This window comes from Halodesulfovibrio sp. (assembly GCF_025210605.1).
Taxonomy (GTDB): domain Bacteria; phylum Desulfobacterota; class Desulfovibrionia; order Desulfovibrionales; family Desulfovibrionaceae; genus Halodesulfovibrio.
On the sequence record NZ_JAOARI010000011.1, the window covers coordinates 118,096 to 135,540 of the forward strand.

Below are 17,445 nucleotides of genomic sequence, written 5' to 3' on the forward strand. Positions count from 1 at the left end.
GCAGTTAGCCTCATTCATTCTTTGATTAGTTTACCTACTCTGCCCATTTTTCTCTTCTTTCATTTGCCCTCATCTGTACTCATGGCACAATACACATTCAAATATGTATTTGTTTTACAGGCAGGTAACCAATGAAATTTCTTTCTATTTTTGGCATCACGAGCAAAAGCAGCAACTACACAACCACTACGCTGGACAAAGTGATGGAAGTTGACACTTCCGACGGCGTTCTGTCGCCCTGCCCTGTTTCCCCCAATTGTGTTTGCAGTAAACTTCCACCTGATGACAGCCATTATGTAGAGCCACTTGTTCCCACTGCAAGCACGCTGGCTATCTTTCCTTTGCTTGTCGACTACGTTCAACAACTTCCCGGTGCACAGCTGGAAGAAAAAGCCAGCCATTATGTCCGAGTAAGCATCCGCTCCATGCTTATGGGGTTAACATACGACCTTGAACTCTTTTTTGCCGGAAGCAAAATTCACGTACGTTCTGCATCACGCGCAGGCTGGTACGACTTTGGTGTCAATCGGCGAAGAGTTGAAAACATTCGTCGCTATATGGAAGATGAACTTGAAGGGTGATCTATAACTATTTTTTACGCAAGTAGGACACGGCATGGATAAAAGCGCCTTGGACATTCTCTCTCAGTATCTGCCTTCATTTCCTCGTAAGCATGCAGGAAAAATTATTACAGATACCACTGAATTCATGTCTATTGATTATGGCGACGTCATGTTCCTTGATAACAAGCACTATCTAGTTACAAAAAATTTATCAGAACGAAGATTCGGACTGGAAGACCCGAAATACTGGGTCAAACGATGCAGGGAACTGGAAACAGGTAACCAGCAAATTATTAAACTAGAATTTTATGAAAAATTCGATGTCACCATCGGCTCCATTCAGTCCAGTTGCTATCGAAGCCCGCGCAAAGAATCGAGAATTTTACAGCTTATCAACAATGACATGCGATTTATGCAAGGGAGAACCGTATTAGATACAAAAGGGAATTGCGTCCGCATCCTCGATATCATCTACGGGACAGAGCTTGATGTGGTTCTCGACCGTCTTCAAATTTCGCACGAGGAATATTTTCATACAGTATTTCCGGATTTTTTTGCCAAGTACATTGGAGCAGTAAAAGCCATAGAACATCTTCATACCAATCAAGAACAGCATGGGGATATTCGACGCGATCACCTTCTTGTTGAATCAGAAACAAAAAGCTGGCGCTGGATAGATTTCGACTACACCTTCGGCTTGCGGGAAAACCCGTATGCTCTCGATATCTTCGGTCTGGGCAGTATATTACTGCTACTTGTAGGGCAACGTGAGATTACGGCTCAACAACTTGCCGCAGCAAACACTCAAACCACTACTTCCGGCAACATCGAAAAAGAAGATATGGCGCTTGCTATGCCGTACCGCCTAGCAAATATCCAAAAAAAATACCCATATATCCCTGATGCATTAAACAATGTCTGCATGCATTTTTCAGCTAAAAATAGTGTATTTTATTCATCAGTTACGGATTTTGTTACTGCACTGCTTACATGTTTTCACAAGCTCCCCGTATTTACGGCAGCCCGTGGGAGGTATCCTGAAGTATGAACATCTACAATATTCTTGTGGCTTTTGATTCTTCCAAGCCTTCTTTTGAAGCTGTGGAATACACATCTAGAATGATTCGCTCCATTCCAGACGTGCTTGTGACACTGCTTTTTATTGAACGGCTTCCGGACAAAGACTTATTTGAAACAGATGCATCATGGCGCGCAGAATGTCTGGAGCTGACCACAGATTACAAGCGTACACTGAATAAAGCTCGCGAACTGTTTGTTCGAAACGAAATTCACGAAGGGTCAGTTAATCAGGAATACATAATCAGTTGCAGTTCGCCGTTTGAAGACGCCAAAGTCTGCACAACAGGTGAATCCATCGCGCAGGATATTCTTGCAATACAAAAAGAAGGGAACCACGGAACCGTTGTTGTCGGTCATCGCGGCATAAGCAAAGAAGAAGAATTTCTTTTTGGAAGTGTCTCCTCAGATTTACTCCGCCAATTCTCTGGCTGCGCACTCTGGGTAGTAAACTCTTCAGAAAATTAATACCAATCTGTCTGACCCTGATGCATTTGAGCGTTCAAAACGCATCAGGGTCTATCCCTACCCGCCACATTGTACAACTGGTACGAATAGACCCCAGTCTAATTCTTATTCAAAAGATATTGTTACCGCAGAAGAAGCACGCTGCGCTTTCTCTTTTGCCTTTTCAATATCATCATCAAGTGCCAGCGCTACACCGAGACGACGACGCCCCTGCACCTCTGCTTTACCAAAAAGAAGCAGTTGAGTTTCCGGCTCACTCAATGCTGCATCCAAGCCAGAGAATGTAGCACCGATGCCGTTGCCTTCCGCCAGTACAACACTTGATGCAGCAGCGCCGCGCTGCACAATCTCTGGAATAGGAAGCCCCAGAATAGCGCGTGCATGAAGCGCAAATTCACTCAAATTCTGAGAAATTACAGTCACAAGTCCGGTATCATGTGGGCGTGGTGAAACTTCACTGAAAATCACGTCATCACCTTTGATGAACAGCTCCACACCAAAAATACCAAATCCACCTAACGCGTCGGTCACAGTGCGGGCGATATCCCGTGCACGTTCCAAAGCGATGGCGGACATAGGCTGCGGCTGCCACGACATTCTGTAGTCTCCGTCCTCCTGATAGTGCCCTATCGGTTCGCAAAAACTTGTGCCGCCAACGTGGCGAGCTGTCAGCAATGTAATTTCATAATCAAATTCTACAAACCCTTCGACAATAACTCGTCCGCCGCCAGTGCGACCGCCTTCCTGTGAGTATCTCCATGCGGATGCAATATCAGCTTCTGTTTTGACTGTGCTCTGCCCTTTTCCAGAAGAACTCATGACCGGCTTAACAACACACGGCATGCCCACAGCTTCTACAGCTGCACAGTATTCTTCTTCTGTATCAGCAAAACGGTACGGAGATGTCGGTACGGAAAGCTCTTCAGCAGCGAGCCTGCGAATACCTTCACGGTTCATGGTAAGCCATGTTGCTTTCGCAGTAGGAACAACGGTTACGCCCTCTTTTTCAAGCTCAAGCAGCGTATCGGTTGCAATTGCTTCAATCTCAGGAACAATCAAGTCAGGCTGTTCTTTGTTCACTACATCCCGCAATGCGTCACCATCAAGCATATTGATAGTGTAAGAGCGATGAGCAATTTGCATGGCGGGTGCGTTCTCGTAACGATCAACGGCAATAACTTCTGCACCGAGGCGCATTGCCTCAATAGCTACTTCTTTGCCAAGCTCACCCGAGCCGAGTAACAAAATTTTTGTTGCAGAATGCGTTAAAGGGGTTCCAAGAAATGCCATGTCTTGCTCCTGTCATATGTTGGATCACTGTGACTGTGGTAAAAACGCACGATGCGCCTTTTCTGCGGGGATTTGTCATACTTTTCCCCCTGCTGCAAGGGGGTGTCTAAAGTTGTCTCATCACGTAATCGAATTGTATCACATAAAAAAAGGAATAATGATGCAGCAACGCATTCATTATTCCTTTTCCATTTATAACTGCTTAGACAGCAAGTTCATTTTCTAGTTGCGGATACACAGAAACTCTATTCTTACCACCATGTTTTGAATTGTACATGGCAGCGTCAGCACATTTCATTAAATCGTCAGGCCCAGTAACAGCCTTATTCCATCCCGCAATGCCGATGCTTGACTTTATGTACACTTTGCTGCCGCATTCAAGCGTAACGGGTGTTTCAAACGCCTGTAAAATGCCGAAGGCTATTTCTGCCGCCTTGTCACGCTCAGCAAGTCCTTCGAGCAAAATGACATACTCATCACCGCCAATGCGAGCAACAGTATCCGTCAGCCGAACTTTTTTACGTAACACCGATGCAACATGTCGTAGCACAATGTTACCGGCTTCGTGGCCATACCTGTCATTCACGAATTTAAAATCATCTAAATCAATATACATTATGAAGAAACGGACATCACCCATTTCGGCTTTCTTACACGCTTGTTCAAGCTTGGAAAACAAGTGTGGTAAATTCGAAAGTCCCGTTAGCCAATCATGATGTGCTCGCACCTCCAACTCTTCCCTATGCTCTTGGCTTTGCTGTATGGAATGCATGGTAAACCACAATGTTATGGCTGTTATCAAAGATAACACAACCCAAGTCCAGACACAGTTACGAAAAATAGAGTTTTCCATTGCAGCCAGCTTTTCATTACTCACATGCTGCATCACTATCCACTGATAGGGACTAACCTCTACATTCGCAGCCAACCGCTGGGTACTATCTGCATGAGAATTGACGGCAAAAGAGGGAGATACTGTTGTCCATGTAAACAAACCATCCCCGTTACGAACCTGACCGGATGCCCCCTTTTCTGTCAATTTCCAGATAACGGGATATTTTTTAGCAAAGGTTTGTTCTTTCATTGAAGGATCATCGTTTACGAACATGAATGCCCAGCATGCCTCTTTATTATCAGACGCAAGCCAATATCCTTCATCGTTAAGCAACATTGCATTACTCAATGAATCAGAAGCGATATCGCGAAAATGCTCCAACATTTGGGAAGCATAAAAATTGAGAATGACAACTCCCAAGCGCTCACCATACGAGTTGATAACTGGAGTCCCGAACCGAATAACCGGCACATGTGGCACTTCAATTTTCTGATTCTCAATATTTAAATCAAGTGGCGATACATAGACTTCGCCAGCGCGAAGCCGTAATGAGGATTGCACATAGGCACGATGAATTTTGGACTGCAATTTATCATGCGGAACAACATGTAACTGTCCTTTATTTCTATTAATACGAACTATTTCAACGCCGTCAGCGTCAAGAAGCCGTACTTGTCCGTACCCACGCTTATTCTTGGCAAACGTATACAAAATACGTTGCGAAAGGCTGTCGCTCAACAACCGGTTAGCCAATTCATATGAAATGACATCTGCTAAAATTTTAATATCGGCAAATGGCACATTGAAGTCTTCCATCAAACTGGATTTTCGTATGCTCACTGCCCTGTGTTGATCTACCCGCACCAACTGTTCTTTATGGGTCACTTTATCTTGGTATATTGCTGTCAAAAAAAGAAAAATCAAATAACAACATACCCCAAGTATCAGGAAAAACGGTTTAAGCAACCGAGCTTTCAACCTCCATCCCATACTACCCCCGAAATAACGATAAAAATATCATCAGCCTACGCATACAATACCCCCGTAAAATGCGTAGAACACCTAAATGACATAAACACCTGTAACTTTGTAGATTTTTAACACTGTTCCTTATTTGTAAAGTATTTTGATTAGATTACAGTACAGGTAAGCACAATTTGATAACAAAGTAAAATACAATGCAAAAAATACAAAAGAGCTGATTTGCAATGCAAACCAGCTCTTCCACTACTATTAAACATGCTCTTTTATAAAAACCAAAGTAAAAAATCGTTTTTAGAAAAATCTGCAACCAAAAAGAAGAGTGCAAAGAAAAGCTGCATAGCAATAACAAGGCAATATAAAACGACTTCTTCTGAACGTTTTATAGTTTCAATAAAATGAGATTCTCCATCAGCAATATCCCTTATTGCCCAGAACAAGAACATAACACCGACGCCCCACTGCCAATTCAAAATTATACAAATTAACGCAAACACCAGTGCACTTATTGTACGCCACCTCTTTGCAAACATGTTCTGCTCCATTTTCTTCCTGCCGACACCCGCAGGGCTATTGCACAGTTACAGATAATGGAACCATAGTACCCTTCCACACAACTTTCCGGCAACAATATTTCCTATTTTTCCCTTACAGTAAGCATAGTTATACTGCAACTAATGCCACCAATCCTGCTTTGTGCCGCAACATTCCTTTTCTAAAGCAAACTTGTTGACAAGCCCTAACCTTATCGATAATAGGAATATATATTAATAAGAAAACACAGCAGGAGTTCTCATGGAAGCTAAAGTTCTTGAAGCAATGAAAAATGCAGGCAAACCAGTCCGCCCAGGTGAAGTAGCAGAAGTATTAGGTGTTGATAGCAAAGAAGTATCTAAAGCTATCAAAAAGCTTAAAGAAGCAGGCGAGATTCATTCTCCAAAACGCTGTTACTACGCGCCTACAGAATAAATCACCGCTTATTGGTGCAACGGCAAACATCCTTCACCTCTGTTATCCATCTGCACGCAATAAAAGCAAAAAAACAGCCTGTATCTTGCTGATACAGGCTGTTTTTTACATCTTATGTGCTAATCTTCATCAAGTCGGCAATGGGAAGGTAAATCCACATCATACTCACGGATGAGCTTGGAATGTTCCCGTAAAATTGCATAGGTAGATGACTTTCGGAATGAACTGTTGCGATTAGTTCTAAACAGCAGGTTCAAATCCCATATGGTGTCTACATCATTCCAGTCAGGCAGACGAATCAGCTCAAGGTCTGCTGCCATTATCTTAGCAATCGTCGCTCTATACACATCACGGGTAGACCACGGGATGTCGTCAAAAACTTCTGGAATAAATGTATCTTTTCGGAAACCAATCAAATAGTAGCCGCCATCATAGGAAGGTCCTACGGCTGCGTCCTGCATATCGAGATCTAAAAATGCCTTCGTAATCAACTCAGGCGGGAAGTCTGGAATATCACTGCCAACGATGATTACCCGCTGGAAGCCTTCGTCAAATGCAGACTGCATGGCATGCTTCATGCGCTCGCCAAGGTCTTCGCCTTGTTGCTCCCGATATGTATACTGAGAGCCGAGCCAGCTTTTAAACTCTTTTTCAGGATCATCCGTCCCGCACGGCGCATAGCAGATGCGGAGCTGCGACTCTACCTTTTCGAAACCTTTAAGCATATCCTGTACAAAATGACGGTACAATGAGGTAGCAACATCTTCACCAATAACTTTGGCAAGTCGTGTCTTTACATTGCCGAGACTCGGATACTTAATGAAAAAAAGAATACATGTGTCGGTCATTAAAGCTACCCCTTCATGGCGCGATACCAATGCGAAAGTGTTTGAGCAGAAACGCCTGCCCCGTATAATAAACGCAACAGCACGTTGCGTAACGTACACCTATACATACCTTCCGTCTCCCATCTGCGTGCAGATGTAGAAACCGGAGCATCTATTATTGCTAGAGACTCGCCACGCTGGCGAATCCGGCGCATTATTTCCACGTCTTCCATAAGTGGAACTGGTGCATATCCTGAAAGCTCTTCAAAATATGTCCGTAAAAAGAACTGAGCCTGATCGCCGTACGGTGTACGTGTCAGTCTGTTCCGCCAGTTTCCCAATGCGCTTACAAGATATAGAAACCAGTTGTCACTGGCAATGGACAGGCTAAATGCCCCTGCCTTTGCACCACTGCTGGTATTACCAGCCATATGCAACGCTTGATACATATAGTCAAATGCGCCGACAGGAAGCACCGTATCTGCATGTAAAAATAGCAAAACATCGCCTTTAGCACGGGCAGCACCGGCGTTCATTTGAACGGCACGCCCTTGGGGGGCAGCAACGCAGATAACATTATCGTACTCCACTGCTGCTATCGTACTTGCTGTAGGATCACCATCTGCCACAATAATTTCAACAGACAGTAAAGACTCCGCCTCTGCCGCACGCTCAAAAACATGCGCTATACGTTCATTAATGCCAGCAGATTCATACCATACTGGTATAATTACACTTACAGAATACGATTCCATATCCCCTCAAAAACAATACATGTATAAACATACTACATGCACGGCACTGTGCCCGCAAGCCGTGCTTTGCAATACTACTAGATGAAGGCGCTATTTTTTATTCTGCTTGTATGCATGCGTTGCCAATCGACCAAGCTCTTTAAGGCGTCGATCAACAAGATCAAACAAGGAATTAGGCGTAAAGCTTCCGTCTTTGCGTCTGGAGCCGCATTTCATTCCAGTTAACAACTCAAGCGCTTCTTCGATGTGCGTCACAGGGTAAATATTGAAAAGCCCTTCGTCTACTTTGTCGGCAATCTCACGCTTAAGCATCAGCTGATCGACGTTATCTTTCGGCAGAATAACCCCTTGCTGTCCAGTAAGCCCGCGGCGAGAGCAGATATCAAAGTACCCTTCGATTTTTCGTGTCACACCACCAACAGCGAGAATTTCTCCGCTTTGAGATACAGCACCAGTGAAAGCATATGACTGTGACAGCGGAACTTCTGCAAGCGCAGAAAGCAATGCAGCAAGCTCTGCACCGGATGCAGAATCACCTTCAACGCCTGCATAGCCTTGCTCAAAATATAAAGAGCCGGTTAATACCAGAGGTTTATTATGAGCAAACATACCGATGAGATAACTTTTAAGAATCATCATCGCCTTGGTATGAATCGGACCGCTCAGCTCTGCATCACGTTCAAGGTCAATAACTCCGCCATGCCCCACACCTACGGTTGAGGCAATCTGATGCGGCAACCCGAACTCAAAATCCCCGTACATCGATACAGAAAGACCATTTACGCGACCAATTTTCTCACCCTGCGTAGTGACTTTAATCAAGTCTCGGTCATACTCTTCAAAGAATAACTCTTCGTACAAATTATTCCGATAATGCCGTGTAATGAGCGTCTTATGCACTGTCGCACCATCAACAGATTCTTTCTTATCCATAGATGCCAAAGCCGAGGCTTCGATCATGATTTCTCGAAGCAAAGGAAACTTGAGAGAAAGACGAGTCTGGTCTTCCACAATGCGGGAGCCGTAATCAATAACTTCTGCCATCGCATCCTTTGTAAACGGCAATAAGTCGCAGTCATCAATAATACCTGCCATACGATGCAGATAGACGGCATAGCCTTCATCACCGCGTGGCATAGCATCATTCAGGTGCGCTTTTATTTTGAACAGCTTTGGAAAGCGGTCATCCGAAGCAAGCAACTGCTCATAAAAATCTTCAGCACCGATAAGAATCACTTTCAGATCAAGCAAAAGTGGTTCAGGCTCGATACCTTTGGTTTTTGTTGTCTCCTGCCCTTCCTCACTGTCTTCAATGCGCACCAAACCAGAGCGCAGGGCGCGCATAAGCCCTTCCCATGAACCGTTTTGTGATAAAACATCTTCGATATGCAGGAGCAAAAAACCGCCGTTTGCCTGATGCAAGGAACCGGACTTAATCAAAGAAAAGTCCGTAATTAAAGCACCCATCTCTGCTTCACGCTCAATGCAACCCAGCAGATTTGCAATCGTCGGGTGGTCATCCAGAATGATTGGCGCACCCTTTGTTTCGGAGTGATCCACAAACACATTTATATCATATGGTGCAGTTGCATCTTCAGGATGCTGTTGCTGCAAGGCTTCCGGTAGCGAAAGCGGAACACCGGCAGGTTCCTTCGGCAACAGCGCCTCAACATGCTCTAAAATATCTTCACGGGCTGCTTTGAAATACTCACTCAGCCTTTCGCTGTGACAGCACTCTTCGTATTCTTTGACAACTGGCTGCAACAGTTCGTCCAGTACTTCAGTCGTCAGCTCTTTATCTAAATTCTTCTCTTTTGTTCGAAGGCTCTGCTCTGCATTATTCATATTACGCAGCAACGTATTGAGCGCCTGCAAAAGCTTATCACCCTTCGCTTTTAAACTTTTCTTTAACTCTTCATCAATCCGTTCAAATTCTTCTTCTGAAAGACGCTTGCCATCAATCAGAGGATACAAGGTAATGCTACCCTGCTCATCCAAATCCATGTGGAAGCCTTCTTTTCCGGCAATAGAATCCATTTCTTTGAACAGCGCATCGCGTTCTTCAGTAAATTGATCCATAATGATGGTGCGTTTCTTCAGGTAACTGTCACCCTCAAAGCGCTTCGGCAACTCTTTACGGATGTTGGATATAGCCTGAGAAAAATCCTGTTTAAGCGCACGTCCTTTCCCTGCTGGAACAGTAAGCAGAATAGGCGCATCCGGATCTTCAAAATTATTCACGTACAGCATATCTGGTGGAACCGGCAGCGCTTTTGCCCGTTCTTTCAAATACTCCTGCAACATATAATTTCGACCCAAATTGGCACTACCTGCTAAAAAAATATTATAACCGTTGTCTTTAATATGCAGGGCAAGCTCAAGCGCCTGCATTGCCCGTGGCTGAGGGGCATGAACACAGGTAGCATCCAGTTTTATATCAGAGCTGCTTTTGTAGGGAATATGGGACAGCGCAAGCTTAGCGCGCAGTTTTTTGGCAGGAAGAGGCCGAATCTTGCTCATGGTGCTCCAGTTAATATCTGTAACTGATTGATGTAGTATAAATAACAAGCCGATACTGAGGCATAGCACGTCTCGCCTAAAATGTCGCGTGCAGTACCAATTGTAAACATACCTGTTTGATTTTCGAATGTCACTACAACGAGTTTCTAAAAGTTCTTTTGCATAGCAATATCCGCGCTATCTGTAGATGCAAACAGTATGAAAACTATGCCGGAATTATACGCAAAACAACCACACAAAAGAAAGACCCAGACACGCAATGCGCATCTGGGTCATCATTTCTATAAGCTACCTGTTTACGAGCGATGCATCATTACAGAACATACCTTCTGTGAGCAGCACAATCGGCAAACAGGAGTGAATAATGCCGGAAGTAGTCCCGACACATTCAAATCTTAGCGCATAGTTTCTTCAGCAGCTTCTACAACATGTTCTACGGTGAAACCGAAGTGTTTGAAGAGTTCGCCAGCTGGTGCAGATTCGCCAAAGCTGGTCATGCCGATTACACGACCTGCCAGTCCAACATATTTGTACCAGAAGTCTGCTGCAGCTGCTTCAACAGCAACACGAGCAGTAACGGAAGAAGGAAGTACGCTTTCTTTGTATTCTGCATCCTGTGCATCAAATACGTTCGTACAAGGCATGGATACAACGCGAACCTTACGACCTGCGGTTGTAAGACGATCATATGCTTCTGCAACAAGACCAACTTCAGAACCGGAAGCGATAAGGATACACTCAGGAGTGCCTTCACAATCGCGCAGAATGTAACCACCACGTTTGATATTGGAAAGTGCTTCTTCAGTACGTTCCATGAATGGCAGAGTCTGACGGGACATGGAGAAACATGAAGGAGCGTTCTTGGTTTCGATACCGGACTTCCACGCTTCGAGGGATTCGACAGTATCGCAAGGACGCCATACGTGGCAGTTAGGGATCAAACGCAGACCAGCAAGATGTTCTACAGGCTGGTGAGTTGGGCCATCTTCGCCAAGACCGATGGAATCGTGAGTCAGTACCCAAAGAGTACGGATGCCCATAAGCGCGGAAAGACGGATAGCGTTTTTAGCATAATCAGAGAATACGAGGAAGGTGCCAGCGTAAGGAATGATACCGCCATGCAGTGCCATACCGTTCATCATAGCGCCCATACCGAATTCACGAACACCGTAGGACATGTAGTTGCCGTTCCACTGTTCTTTGCAGAGCAGCTCGTACTGTGCCCATTTAGTACCTACAGAACCTGTAAGGTCTGCGGAACCACCAAGCAGTTCCGGCATTGCAGGACCAAACGCATTAAGAGCAACCGGAGAATCTTTACGTGTTGCAGCAGATTTAGCAGCAGTATTAGCTGCATCAATTGCATTCTGTGCAAGATCTTCAAAAGATTCTGGAAGATCGCCAGCCATACGGCGAATAAATTCTTTAGAAAGTTCAGGATGTGCTATCTGGTAGCTTGCAAACATGCCGTCCCATTCTTTTTCTGCAGCTGCACCACGCTCGCGCGCGTCCCATGCTTCAGCAACATCAGCAGGGATTTCGAATGCAGGATGATCCCAACCGATTTCTTTACGGGTAGCTGCAATTTCTTCATCACCAAGTGGTGCACCGTGAGTAGCAGAAGTACCCTGCTTGTGTGGAGCACCGAAGCCGATGATGGTACGGCAGCAGATGAGAGAAGGCTTCTCGGTTTCTGCTTTAGCTTCTTCAACAGCTTTTTTGATTGCTTCGGGATTATGACCGTCCACATCACGGATTACATGCCAGCCATACGCTTCGTAACGTGCTGCGGTATCTTCGTCGAACCAGTGGTCAACTTTACCGTCGATGGAAATACCGTTGTCATCCCAGAATGCGATAAGTTTGCCGAGACCTAATGTGCCAGCAAAAGAACATGCTTCGTGGGAAATACCTTCCATCAAACAGCCATCACCCATGAATACGTAGGTGAAGTGGTCAACAACATCAAAACCGTCACGGTTAAAGTGAGCAGCAAGCGCTTTTTCAGCAACTGCCATACCTACCGCTGTAGCGATGCCCTGACCAAGAGGACCAGTTGTAAGCTCAACCCCCGGAGTCATACCGTATTCTGGGTGACCCGGAGTTTTTGAACCCATCTGACGGAAATTTTTAATCTCTTCGATGCTCAGGTCGTAACCGGAGAGGTGCAGCAAAGAGTAAATGAGCATAGAAGCGTGTCCGTTAGAGAGTACAAAACGGTCACGGTTAGCCCATGCAGGGTTGCTCGGGTTATGCTTAAGAAAATCGTTCCAGAGAACTTCAGCAATATCTGCCATACCCATTGGCGCGCCCGGGTGGCCAGAATTTGCTTTCTGCACAGCGTCCATGCTTAAAGCGCGGACTGCGTTGGCGAGGTCTTTACGAGAAGGCATCGTTTCCTCCTAAAAGAATGATGCTATAAAATTTTTTCCAGCTGGTTGCTGTGGCAGTCGATAGACATTAATTGCCGACATGACAACCGTTGATAACAATTTTCAAAAACGCTGCTATGCTTTGCTGGCGATTTCTTCAAATGTTTTCAAGCGTTCCGCGTACGGAGGAAAACCAAAAAATGCAGAACCGGACACCAGTACATCTGCACCGTTGCGTACCAATTCCGCAGTATTATCAGGATCAACCCCACCATCAACCTGAATGAGAGTTGAAAGACCACGTTCTTTAATCATTGCAGAAAGTTCTGCAACTTTGCGCATGCTGAACGGAATAAACTTCTGTCCACCGAATCCAGGGTTAACACTCATAATGAGTACCATATCCAGCTCATCAAGGACATAATCAAGAACAGAAAGCGGTGTGTGCGGGTTAAGTGCTACACCTGCTTTAGCGCCCTTGCGTTTAATTTCAGCAATGGTGCGTTCAATGTGATTGGTTGATTCGGCATGAATAACAACCATATCAGCACCTGCGTCCACAAAGTCGTCTACGTAACGCTCTGGCTGCTGAACCATTAAATGAACATCAAAAAAGAGATTACTCTCTTTGCGGAGACGCTTGATAATAGGTGCTCCAAGAGTAATATTAGGTACAAACATGCCGTCCATGACATCCCAGTGTACCCATTTAAGTCCTGCCTGTTCGAGTGCCTGCAATTCTTCAGCAAGTCTGCCGAAGTCAGAAGACAATAACGAAGGTGAAAGGATCATAGTTTCTTCTCTGTGGCTTTCGCCGGTTATGGTGCTGTGCTGGCGTGCTCGCCCCCTACGGGCAAATCACACAAAAATACGGGCACATCAGCGACGACCCGTTATAAGCATATCACGAAGCGATGTGAGTTCGGTTATAATCTCCTCAACATCAATAGCGGCAGAATCCTCTTTTCTATGCAAAGTGTTCTCACCGCTCCCCGCGCAAAAAGCTTCTATCTCCGGCCCGGGTTGATCCGGACCGGTGATAGAGCCATATATATCTTCATATTGACCAAGCACCTTTCGGGCGCCTTCAATAGTCAATCCGCGTTCGTAAAGCAAATGTCGTATCGTCCGCAGCAAAAGTACATTCTGCTCCGAGTACATGCGCTGCCCTTTACGGGTGCGTATGGGGATAAGCTGTTTGAATTCTGTTTCCCAAAACCGCAACACATACGGTTTCAAGTTAAGCAGGGTAGCAGCCTCTCCAATACGATATATCTTTGCTTTCATACATCTCCCTGCAATGCCTTGTGTGCTTAGATGCGAACAGGCAATGCGTTTTCGAGAGAGTAAACCACCTTTTTACGTTCTTTGTCCACATCCTTGTCTTTCAACGTCTTAGAACTATGACGGAAGGTAAGACGGAAGGTCAAATTGCGTGTAGGCTCAGCATCTTCAGATGCTTCCGGTACGAACTCGTCGATCAGTTCCATTTTCTCAAGAAGCGGCAACTTGGTTGCAGCAACCTGATCGAAGATAGCCTGAACATTTAATGTAATTGGAGCGATTACAGTGATGTCGTTCCAAGCAGACTGGTGCACAGGAAGGCTTGAGAATTTAACGCATGCAGCAACATACAATTTTCTCAATGCGTCTGTATCGATGTCTGCAAACCAAACATCTTTTTTCGCGTTGTAGGCGTTAGCAATTACAGGATTGATTCTGCCGATAACGCCAACTTTCTGACCGCTCACTTCAACGCTGACTGCCGGAGACATCCATGCATGCTCTTCTACAAGAGTAAAGCTTGGTGTGCCTACATGCAGGTGCGCAAGCAAGTGCTCTACGCAGCCTTTAATGTCAGCATATTCTGCTTCAGAAGCCATACGCGGGTACGCAGAATCATAACGGTCACCGTAGAACAAAATGCTCAAACGACCAGATTCGCGAACTGTAGTGTCACTGGTTTCATCAGCTTCAAAGATATGTGCAAGTTCGAACAAGCGCATACCTGTGTTGCCATGTCCCAAGTTGTGACGAAGGTTCTGCAACAGTCCCGGAGCAAGCTCAGTACGCATCGCGTCCTGCTCTGAAGAGAGCGGGTTCATGATGGTAATGCGATTGTCTTTCGGCAGATTGAACAGATCAAGATCATCGTGACCAACGAAAGAGTAGTTGATCGCTTCATTAAGACCGAGACCGCAGCCCCATGCTTTAATGAGAGACCAGAACTCGTATTCATTACAATCATCATTACGTGCTTCAAGAGTACGCTTAACCTGTGGAAGAACAGGTTCGATGCGGTCCATGCCGTATACGCGCGCTACTTCTTCAATAAAGTCTACTTCACGCTCGTAATCAAGACGGTTGCTAGGCGGAATTACTGTCCAGTTTTCTGTATCTGCACCGGAAATAGTACAGCCGAGTTTCTCAAGAGTAGCTTTGCAGAAAGAATCATCAATTTCTACGCCGAGAAGATCGCGGCAGCGCTGCGGACGGAACTGAAGCTCAGGAGCAACCCAAGGTTTCGGTTCAGCTTTGCAAATGCCTTTACGAACAGTAGCACCTGTAAGATCTGCGAGCATTGCTGCTGCGCGATCCATCGCCTCTGGGCAATTCAGCTGATCTACACCGCGTTCAAAACGGAACGATGCATCAGAAGAAAGAGCAAGGCGGCGTGCAGTACGACGTACGGTTGCTGGATGGAACACAGCAGATTCAAGGAAAATGCGTGTTGAACCGTCATGGATTTCGCTATTAGCGCCACCCATCACACCAGCAAGCGCAACGCTTTTGTTGCCGTCTTTAATCATAAGGTCAGTTGCTTTCAGGGTACGTTCCTGCTCATCAAGAGTAGTGAACTTTTCACCTTCAGCAGCAGTATCCACAACAATCTTTGCACCTTCAAGGCGGTCAAGATCGAATGCATGGAGAGGCTGACCAAAGCTCATCATGATATAGTTGGTTACGTCCACAATATTAGAGATAGGACGCAAGCCCACAGCTACAAGGCGGTAACGCATCCACGCTGGTGACTGCCCGATAGCAGCGCCTTCGAGGATACGACCGTAGTAGCAGTAACATTTATCTGCATCGGCAATTTCGATTGCTACTTCTTCAGAGCAATCTTCGCCGGACTCAACAAGATTGTATTCAGGCACTGTGAGCGGCAGATCAAAAGCCAAAGCAACTTCGCGAGCAATACCAAGAACGCTCAAGGAATCTGCACGGTTTGGAGTGATGGAAATGTCCAGCACTTCCTCATCGAGCTTGAGCGCTTCGACAAGGTTAGAACCCGGTACGAGGTCTTCTGCAAGCTCCATAATTCCATCATGCTCATCTGAAAGTCCAAGCTCACGCTCAGAACAGATCATACCCATGGATGGAATACCGCGAAGTTTGGTCTTTTTAATCTTAGTGCCGTCAGGCATTACAGAGCCAACTTTAACTACAGCAACCTTCAGCCCTTTACGAACGTTCGGTGCACCGCAGACAATGTTTAATGGCTCATCTTCGCCGACATCAACCTTACACACAGAAAGTTTTTCTGCTTCAGGATGTTTTTCACACTCAACAACATGACCGATAACCATCGGCTTAATGCCTTCAAATGGACGAATAACTTCTTCCACTTCAAGACCAAGCATGGTCAGCGCGTCATCAAGTTCCTGAATTGTTCCGGTAAACGGAACAAACTCTTTCAACCAGTTGATACTTAAAAGCATGGTACTATTCTCCCCTGCTAGATGAACTGGTTAAGGAAACGCACATCGTTCTCGAAGAACATGCGGAGGTCGCCGATGCCATATTTGAGCATTGCAACACGTTCCACACCAAGACCGAAGGCAAAGCCGGTGTATTTTTCCGGATCATAGCCAACTTTCTTGAACACTTCTGGATCGACCATACCGCAACCGAGAATTTCTACCCAGCCTGTCTGCTTACAAACACGGCAAGGCTTGCAATCTACCACACCATCACCACCACACATGCAGCAAGAAATATCTACTTCTACGCTAGGCTCTGTGAACGGGAAGAAGCTAGGGCGGAAACGAACTTTTGTTTCCGGTCCAAACACTTCCTGAAGGAAAGCAGTAAGAGTGCCACGAAGCTCAGCAAGGCTAACTTTTTCGCCAACCAGCAGACCTTCAATCTGATGGAACATAGGTGTGTGTGTAAGGTCGGAATCTCGACGGTACACTTTACCCGGAGCGATAATAGCAAGCGGCGGCTTCTGCTTGAGCATAGTACGTGCCTGCATTGGGGATGTGTGTGTACGCAGAAGAATATTATCTGTTACGTACAGGGTATCCTGCATGTCACGCGCTGGATGCTCTGGTGGCAGGTTGAGCGCTTCAAAGTTATAAAAATCGTTTTCAACTTCAGGACCAGTTACAATGTCGTAACCAAGACCTTTAAAGATGTCACAGATTTCTGTCATCACCTTAGTTACAGGGTGTAAAGAACCCTGCCAAGGCATGCGTCCCGGCATAGTAGGGTCAAACTTAGCAAGTTTGTCCGCTTCTTCTGCTGCTTCAAGCTTGGTTTTGCATTCATCAAGAAGACCAGTAAGTTTGTTCTTAACGATGTTTGCAGTTTTACCAACTTCAGGACGCTCTTCTGGAGATAATTCCGGAAGACGTTGCATGATCTGCGCGAGTTTACCCTTACGGCCCAAGAAGGCTACACGCAAATCTTCCACTACGCTTAATGAAAAAGCCTGATCCAGGCCGCTGTTAAGCTCCTGAATCAGGCTTTCTAATTCGTGAATCAGGCTCATACCTGAAAGCG

Annotated in this window: 15 protein-coding genes; 4 read left to right on the plus strand and 11 right to left on the minus strand. The window is 45.6% G+C overall.

Annotated elements, in window-relative coordinates; all coding sequences use genetic code 11:
* Window positions 1–131: 131 nt before the first annotated feature.
* From N4A56_RS03565 to N4A56_RS03575, 3 genes are read left to right on the plus strand one after another with little or no spacing between them, the layout of a single operon-like run.
* Entirely contained in the window at window positions 132–581 is a 450-nt protein-coding gene (locus N4A56_RS03565) for a DUF1499 domain-containing protein (RefSeq protein WP_295545098.1), read from the plus strand.
* Window positions 582–615: 34 nt separating this feature from the next.
* Window positions 616–1,611: a serine/threonine protein kinase gene (locus tag N4A56_RS03570; protein ID WP_295545100.1), complete on the plus strand. Its 996-nt coding sequence runs from the start codon at window positions 616–618 to the stop codon at window positions 1,609–1,611.
* Window positions 1,608–2,108: a universal stress protein gene (locus N4A56_RS03575; RefSeq protein ID WP_293669025.1), complete on the plus strand. Its 501-nt coding sequence runs from the start codon at window positions 1,608–1,610 to the stop codon at window positions 2,106–2,108. The genes N4A56_RS03570 and N4A56_RS03575 overlap by 4 nt, the downstream gene beginning before the upstream one ends.
* A 105-nt stretch (window positions 2,109–2,213) precedes the next feature.
* Here the strand turns inward: N4A56_RS03575 and purT are convergent, their stop codons facing one another.
* The 3 genes from purT to N4A56_RS03590 form a co-directional block, all read right to left on the minus strand.
* Entirely contained in the window at window positions 2,214–3,398 is a 1,185-nt protein-coding gene (gene purT, locus N4A56_RS03580) for a formate-dependent phosphoribosylglycinamide formyltransferase (protein ID WP_295545102.1), read from the minus strand.
* A gap of 202 nt (window positions 3,399–3,600) precedes the next feature.
* Entirely contained in the window at window positions 3,601–5,049 is a 1,449-nt protein-coding gene (locus N4A56_RS03585) for a diguanylate cyclase (protein WP_295545104.1), read from the minus strand.
* Between the two features lie 431 nt (window positions 5,050–5,480).
* Complete coding sequence (locus tag N4A56_RS03590; protein ID WP_293669030.1) at window positions 5,481–5,747, minus strand: hypothetical protein; 267 nt, start codon at window positions 5,745–5,747, stop codon at window positions 5,481–5,483.
* A 262-nt stretch (window positions 5,748–6,009) separates the two neighbouring features.
* On the opposite strand from N4A56_RS03590, the gene N4A56_RS03595 reads away from it, so the two are divergent.
* Complete coding sequence (locus N4A56_RS03595; protein WP_290918832.1) at window positions 6,010–6,183, plus strand: MarR family transcriptional regulator; 174 nt, start codon at window positions 6,010–6,012, stop codon at window positions 6,181–6,183.
* 119 nt (window positions 6,184–6,302) lie between these two features.
* Here N4A56_RS03595 and N4A56_RS03600 read toward each other — a convergent pair whose 3' ends face one another.
* The 8 genes from N4A56_RS03600 to pheS form a co-directional block, all read right to left on the minus strand.
* Entirely contained in the window at window positions 6,303–7,031 is a 729-nt protein-coding gene (locus N4A56_RS03600) for a TIGR04282 family arsenosugar biosynthesis glycosyltransferase (RefSeq protein WP_293669032.1), read from the minus strand.
* Window positions 7,032–7,036: 5 nt separating this feature from the next.
* On the minus strand, window positions 7,037–7,765 hold the full coding sequence (locus tag N4A56_RS03605) for a TIGR04283 family arsenosugar biosynthesis glycosyltransferase (protein WP_295545108.1): 729 nt from the start codon (window positions 7,763–7,765) through the stop codon (window positions 7,037–7,039).
* A 90-nt stretch (window positions 7,766–7,855) separates the two neighbouring features.
* Window positions 7,856–10,285, minus strand: coding sequence for an ATP-binding protein (locus N4A56_RS03610; protein ID WP_295545110.1), 2,430 nt, complete (start codon window positions 10,283–10,285; stop codon window positions 7,856–7,858).
* A 395-nt stretch (window positions 10,286–10,680) separates the two neighbouring features.
* Entirely contained in the window at window positions 10,681–12,678 is a 1,998-nt protein-coding gene (gene tkt / locus N4A56_RS03615; RefSeq protein ID WP_295545112.1) for a transketolase, read from the minus strand.
* Between the two features lie 114 nt (window positions 12,679–12,792).
* Window positions 12,793–13,449, minus strand: a complete 657-nt coding sequence (rpe, locus tag N4A56_RS03620) for a ribulose-phosphate 3-epimerase (RefSeq protein ID WP_295545114.1) — start codon at window positions 13,447–13,449, stop codon at window positions 12,793–12,795.
* A gap of 87 nt (window positions 13,450–13,536) precedes the next feature.
* Window positions 13,537–13,944, minus strand: a complete 408-nt coding sequence (locus N4A56_RS03625; protein WP_293669041.1) for a MerR family transcriptional regulator — start codon at window positions 13,942–13,944, stop codon at window positions 13,537–13,539.
* A 26-nt stretch (window positions 13,945–13,970) separates the two neighbouring features.
* Window positions 13,971–16,379, minus strand: a complete 2,409-nt coding sequence (gene pheT, locus N4A56_RS03630; RefSeq protein WP_295545117.1) for a phenylalanine--tRNA ligase subunit beta — start codon at window positions 16,377–16,379, stop codon at window positions 13,971–13,973.
* 17 nt (window positions 16,380–16,396) lie between these two features.
* Window positions 16,397–17,434 carry a phenylalanine--tRNA ligase subunit alpha gene (gene pheS, locus N4A56_RS03635; protein ID WP_293669044.1) on the minus strand — a complete coding sequence of 346 codons (1,038 nt, stop codon included), beginning with the start codon at window positions 17,432–17,434 and terminating at the stop codon, window positions 16,397–16,399.
* Window positions 17,435–17,445 lie beyond the last annotated feature (11 nt).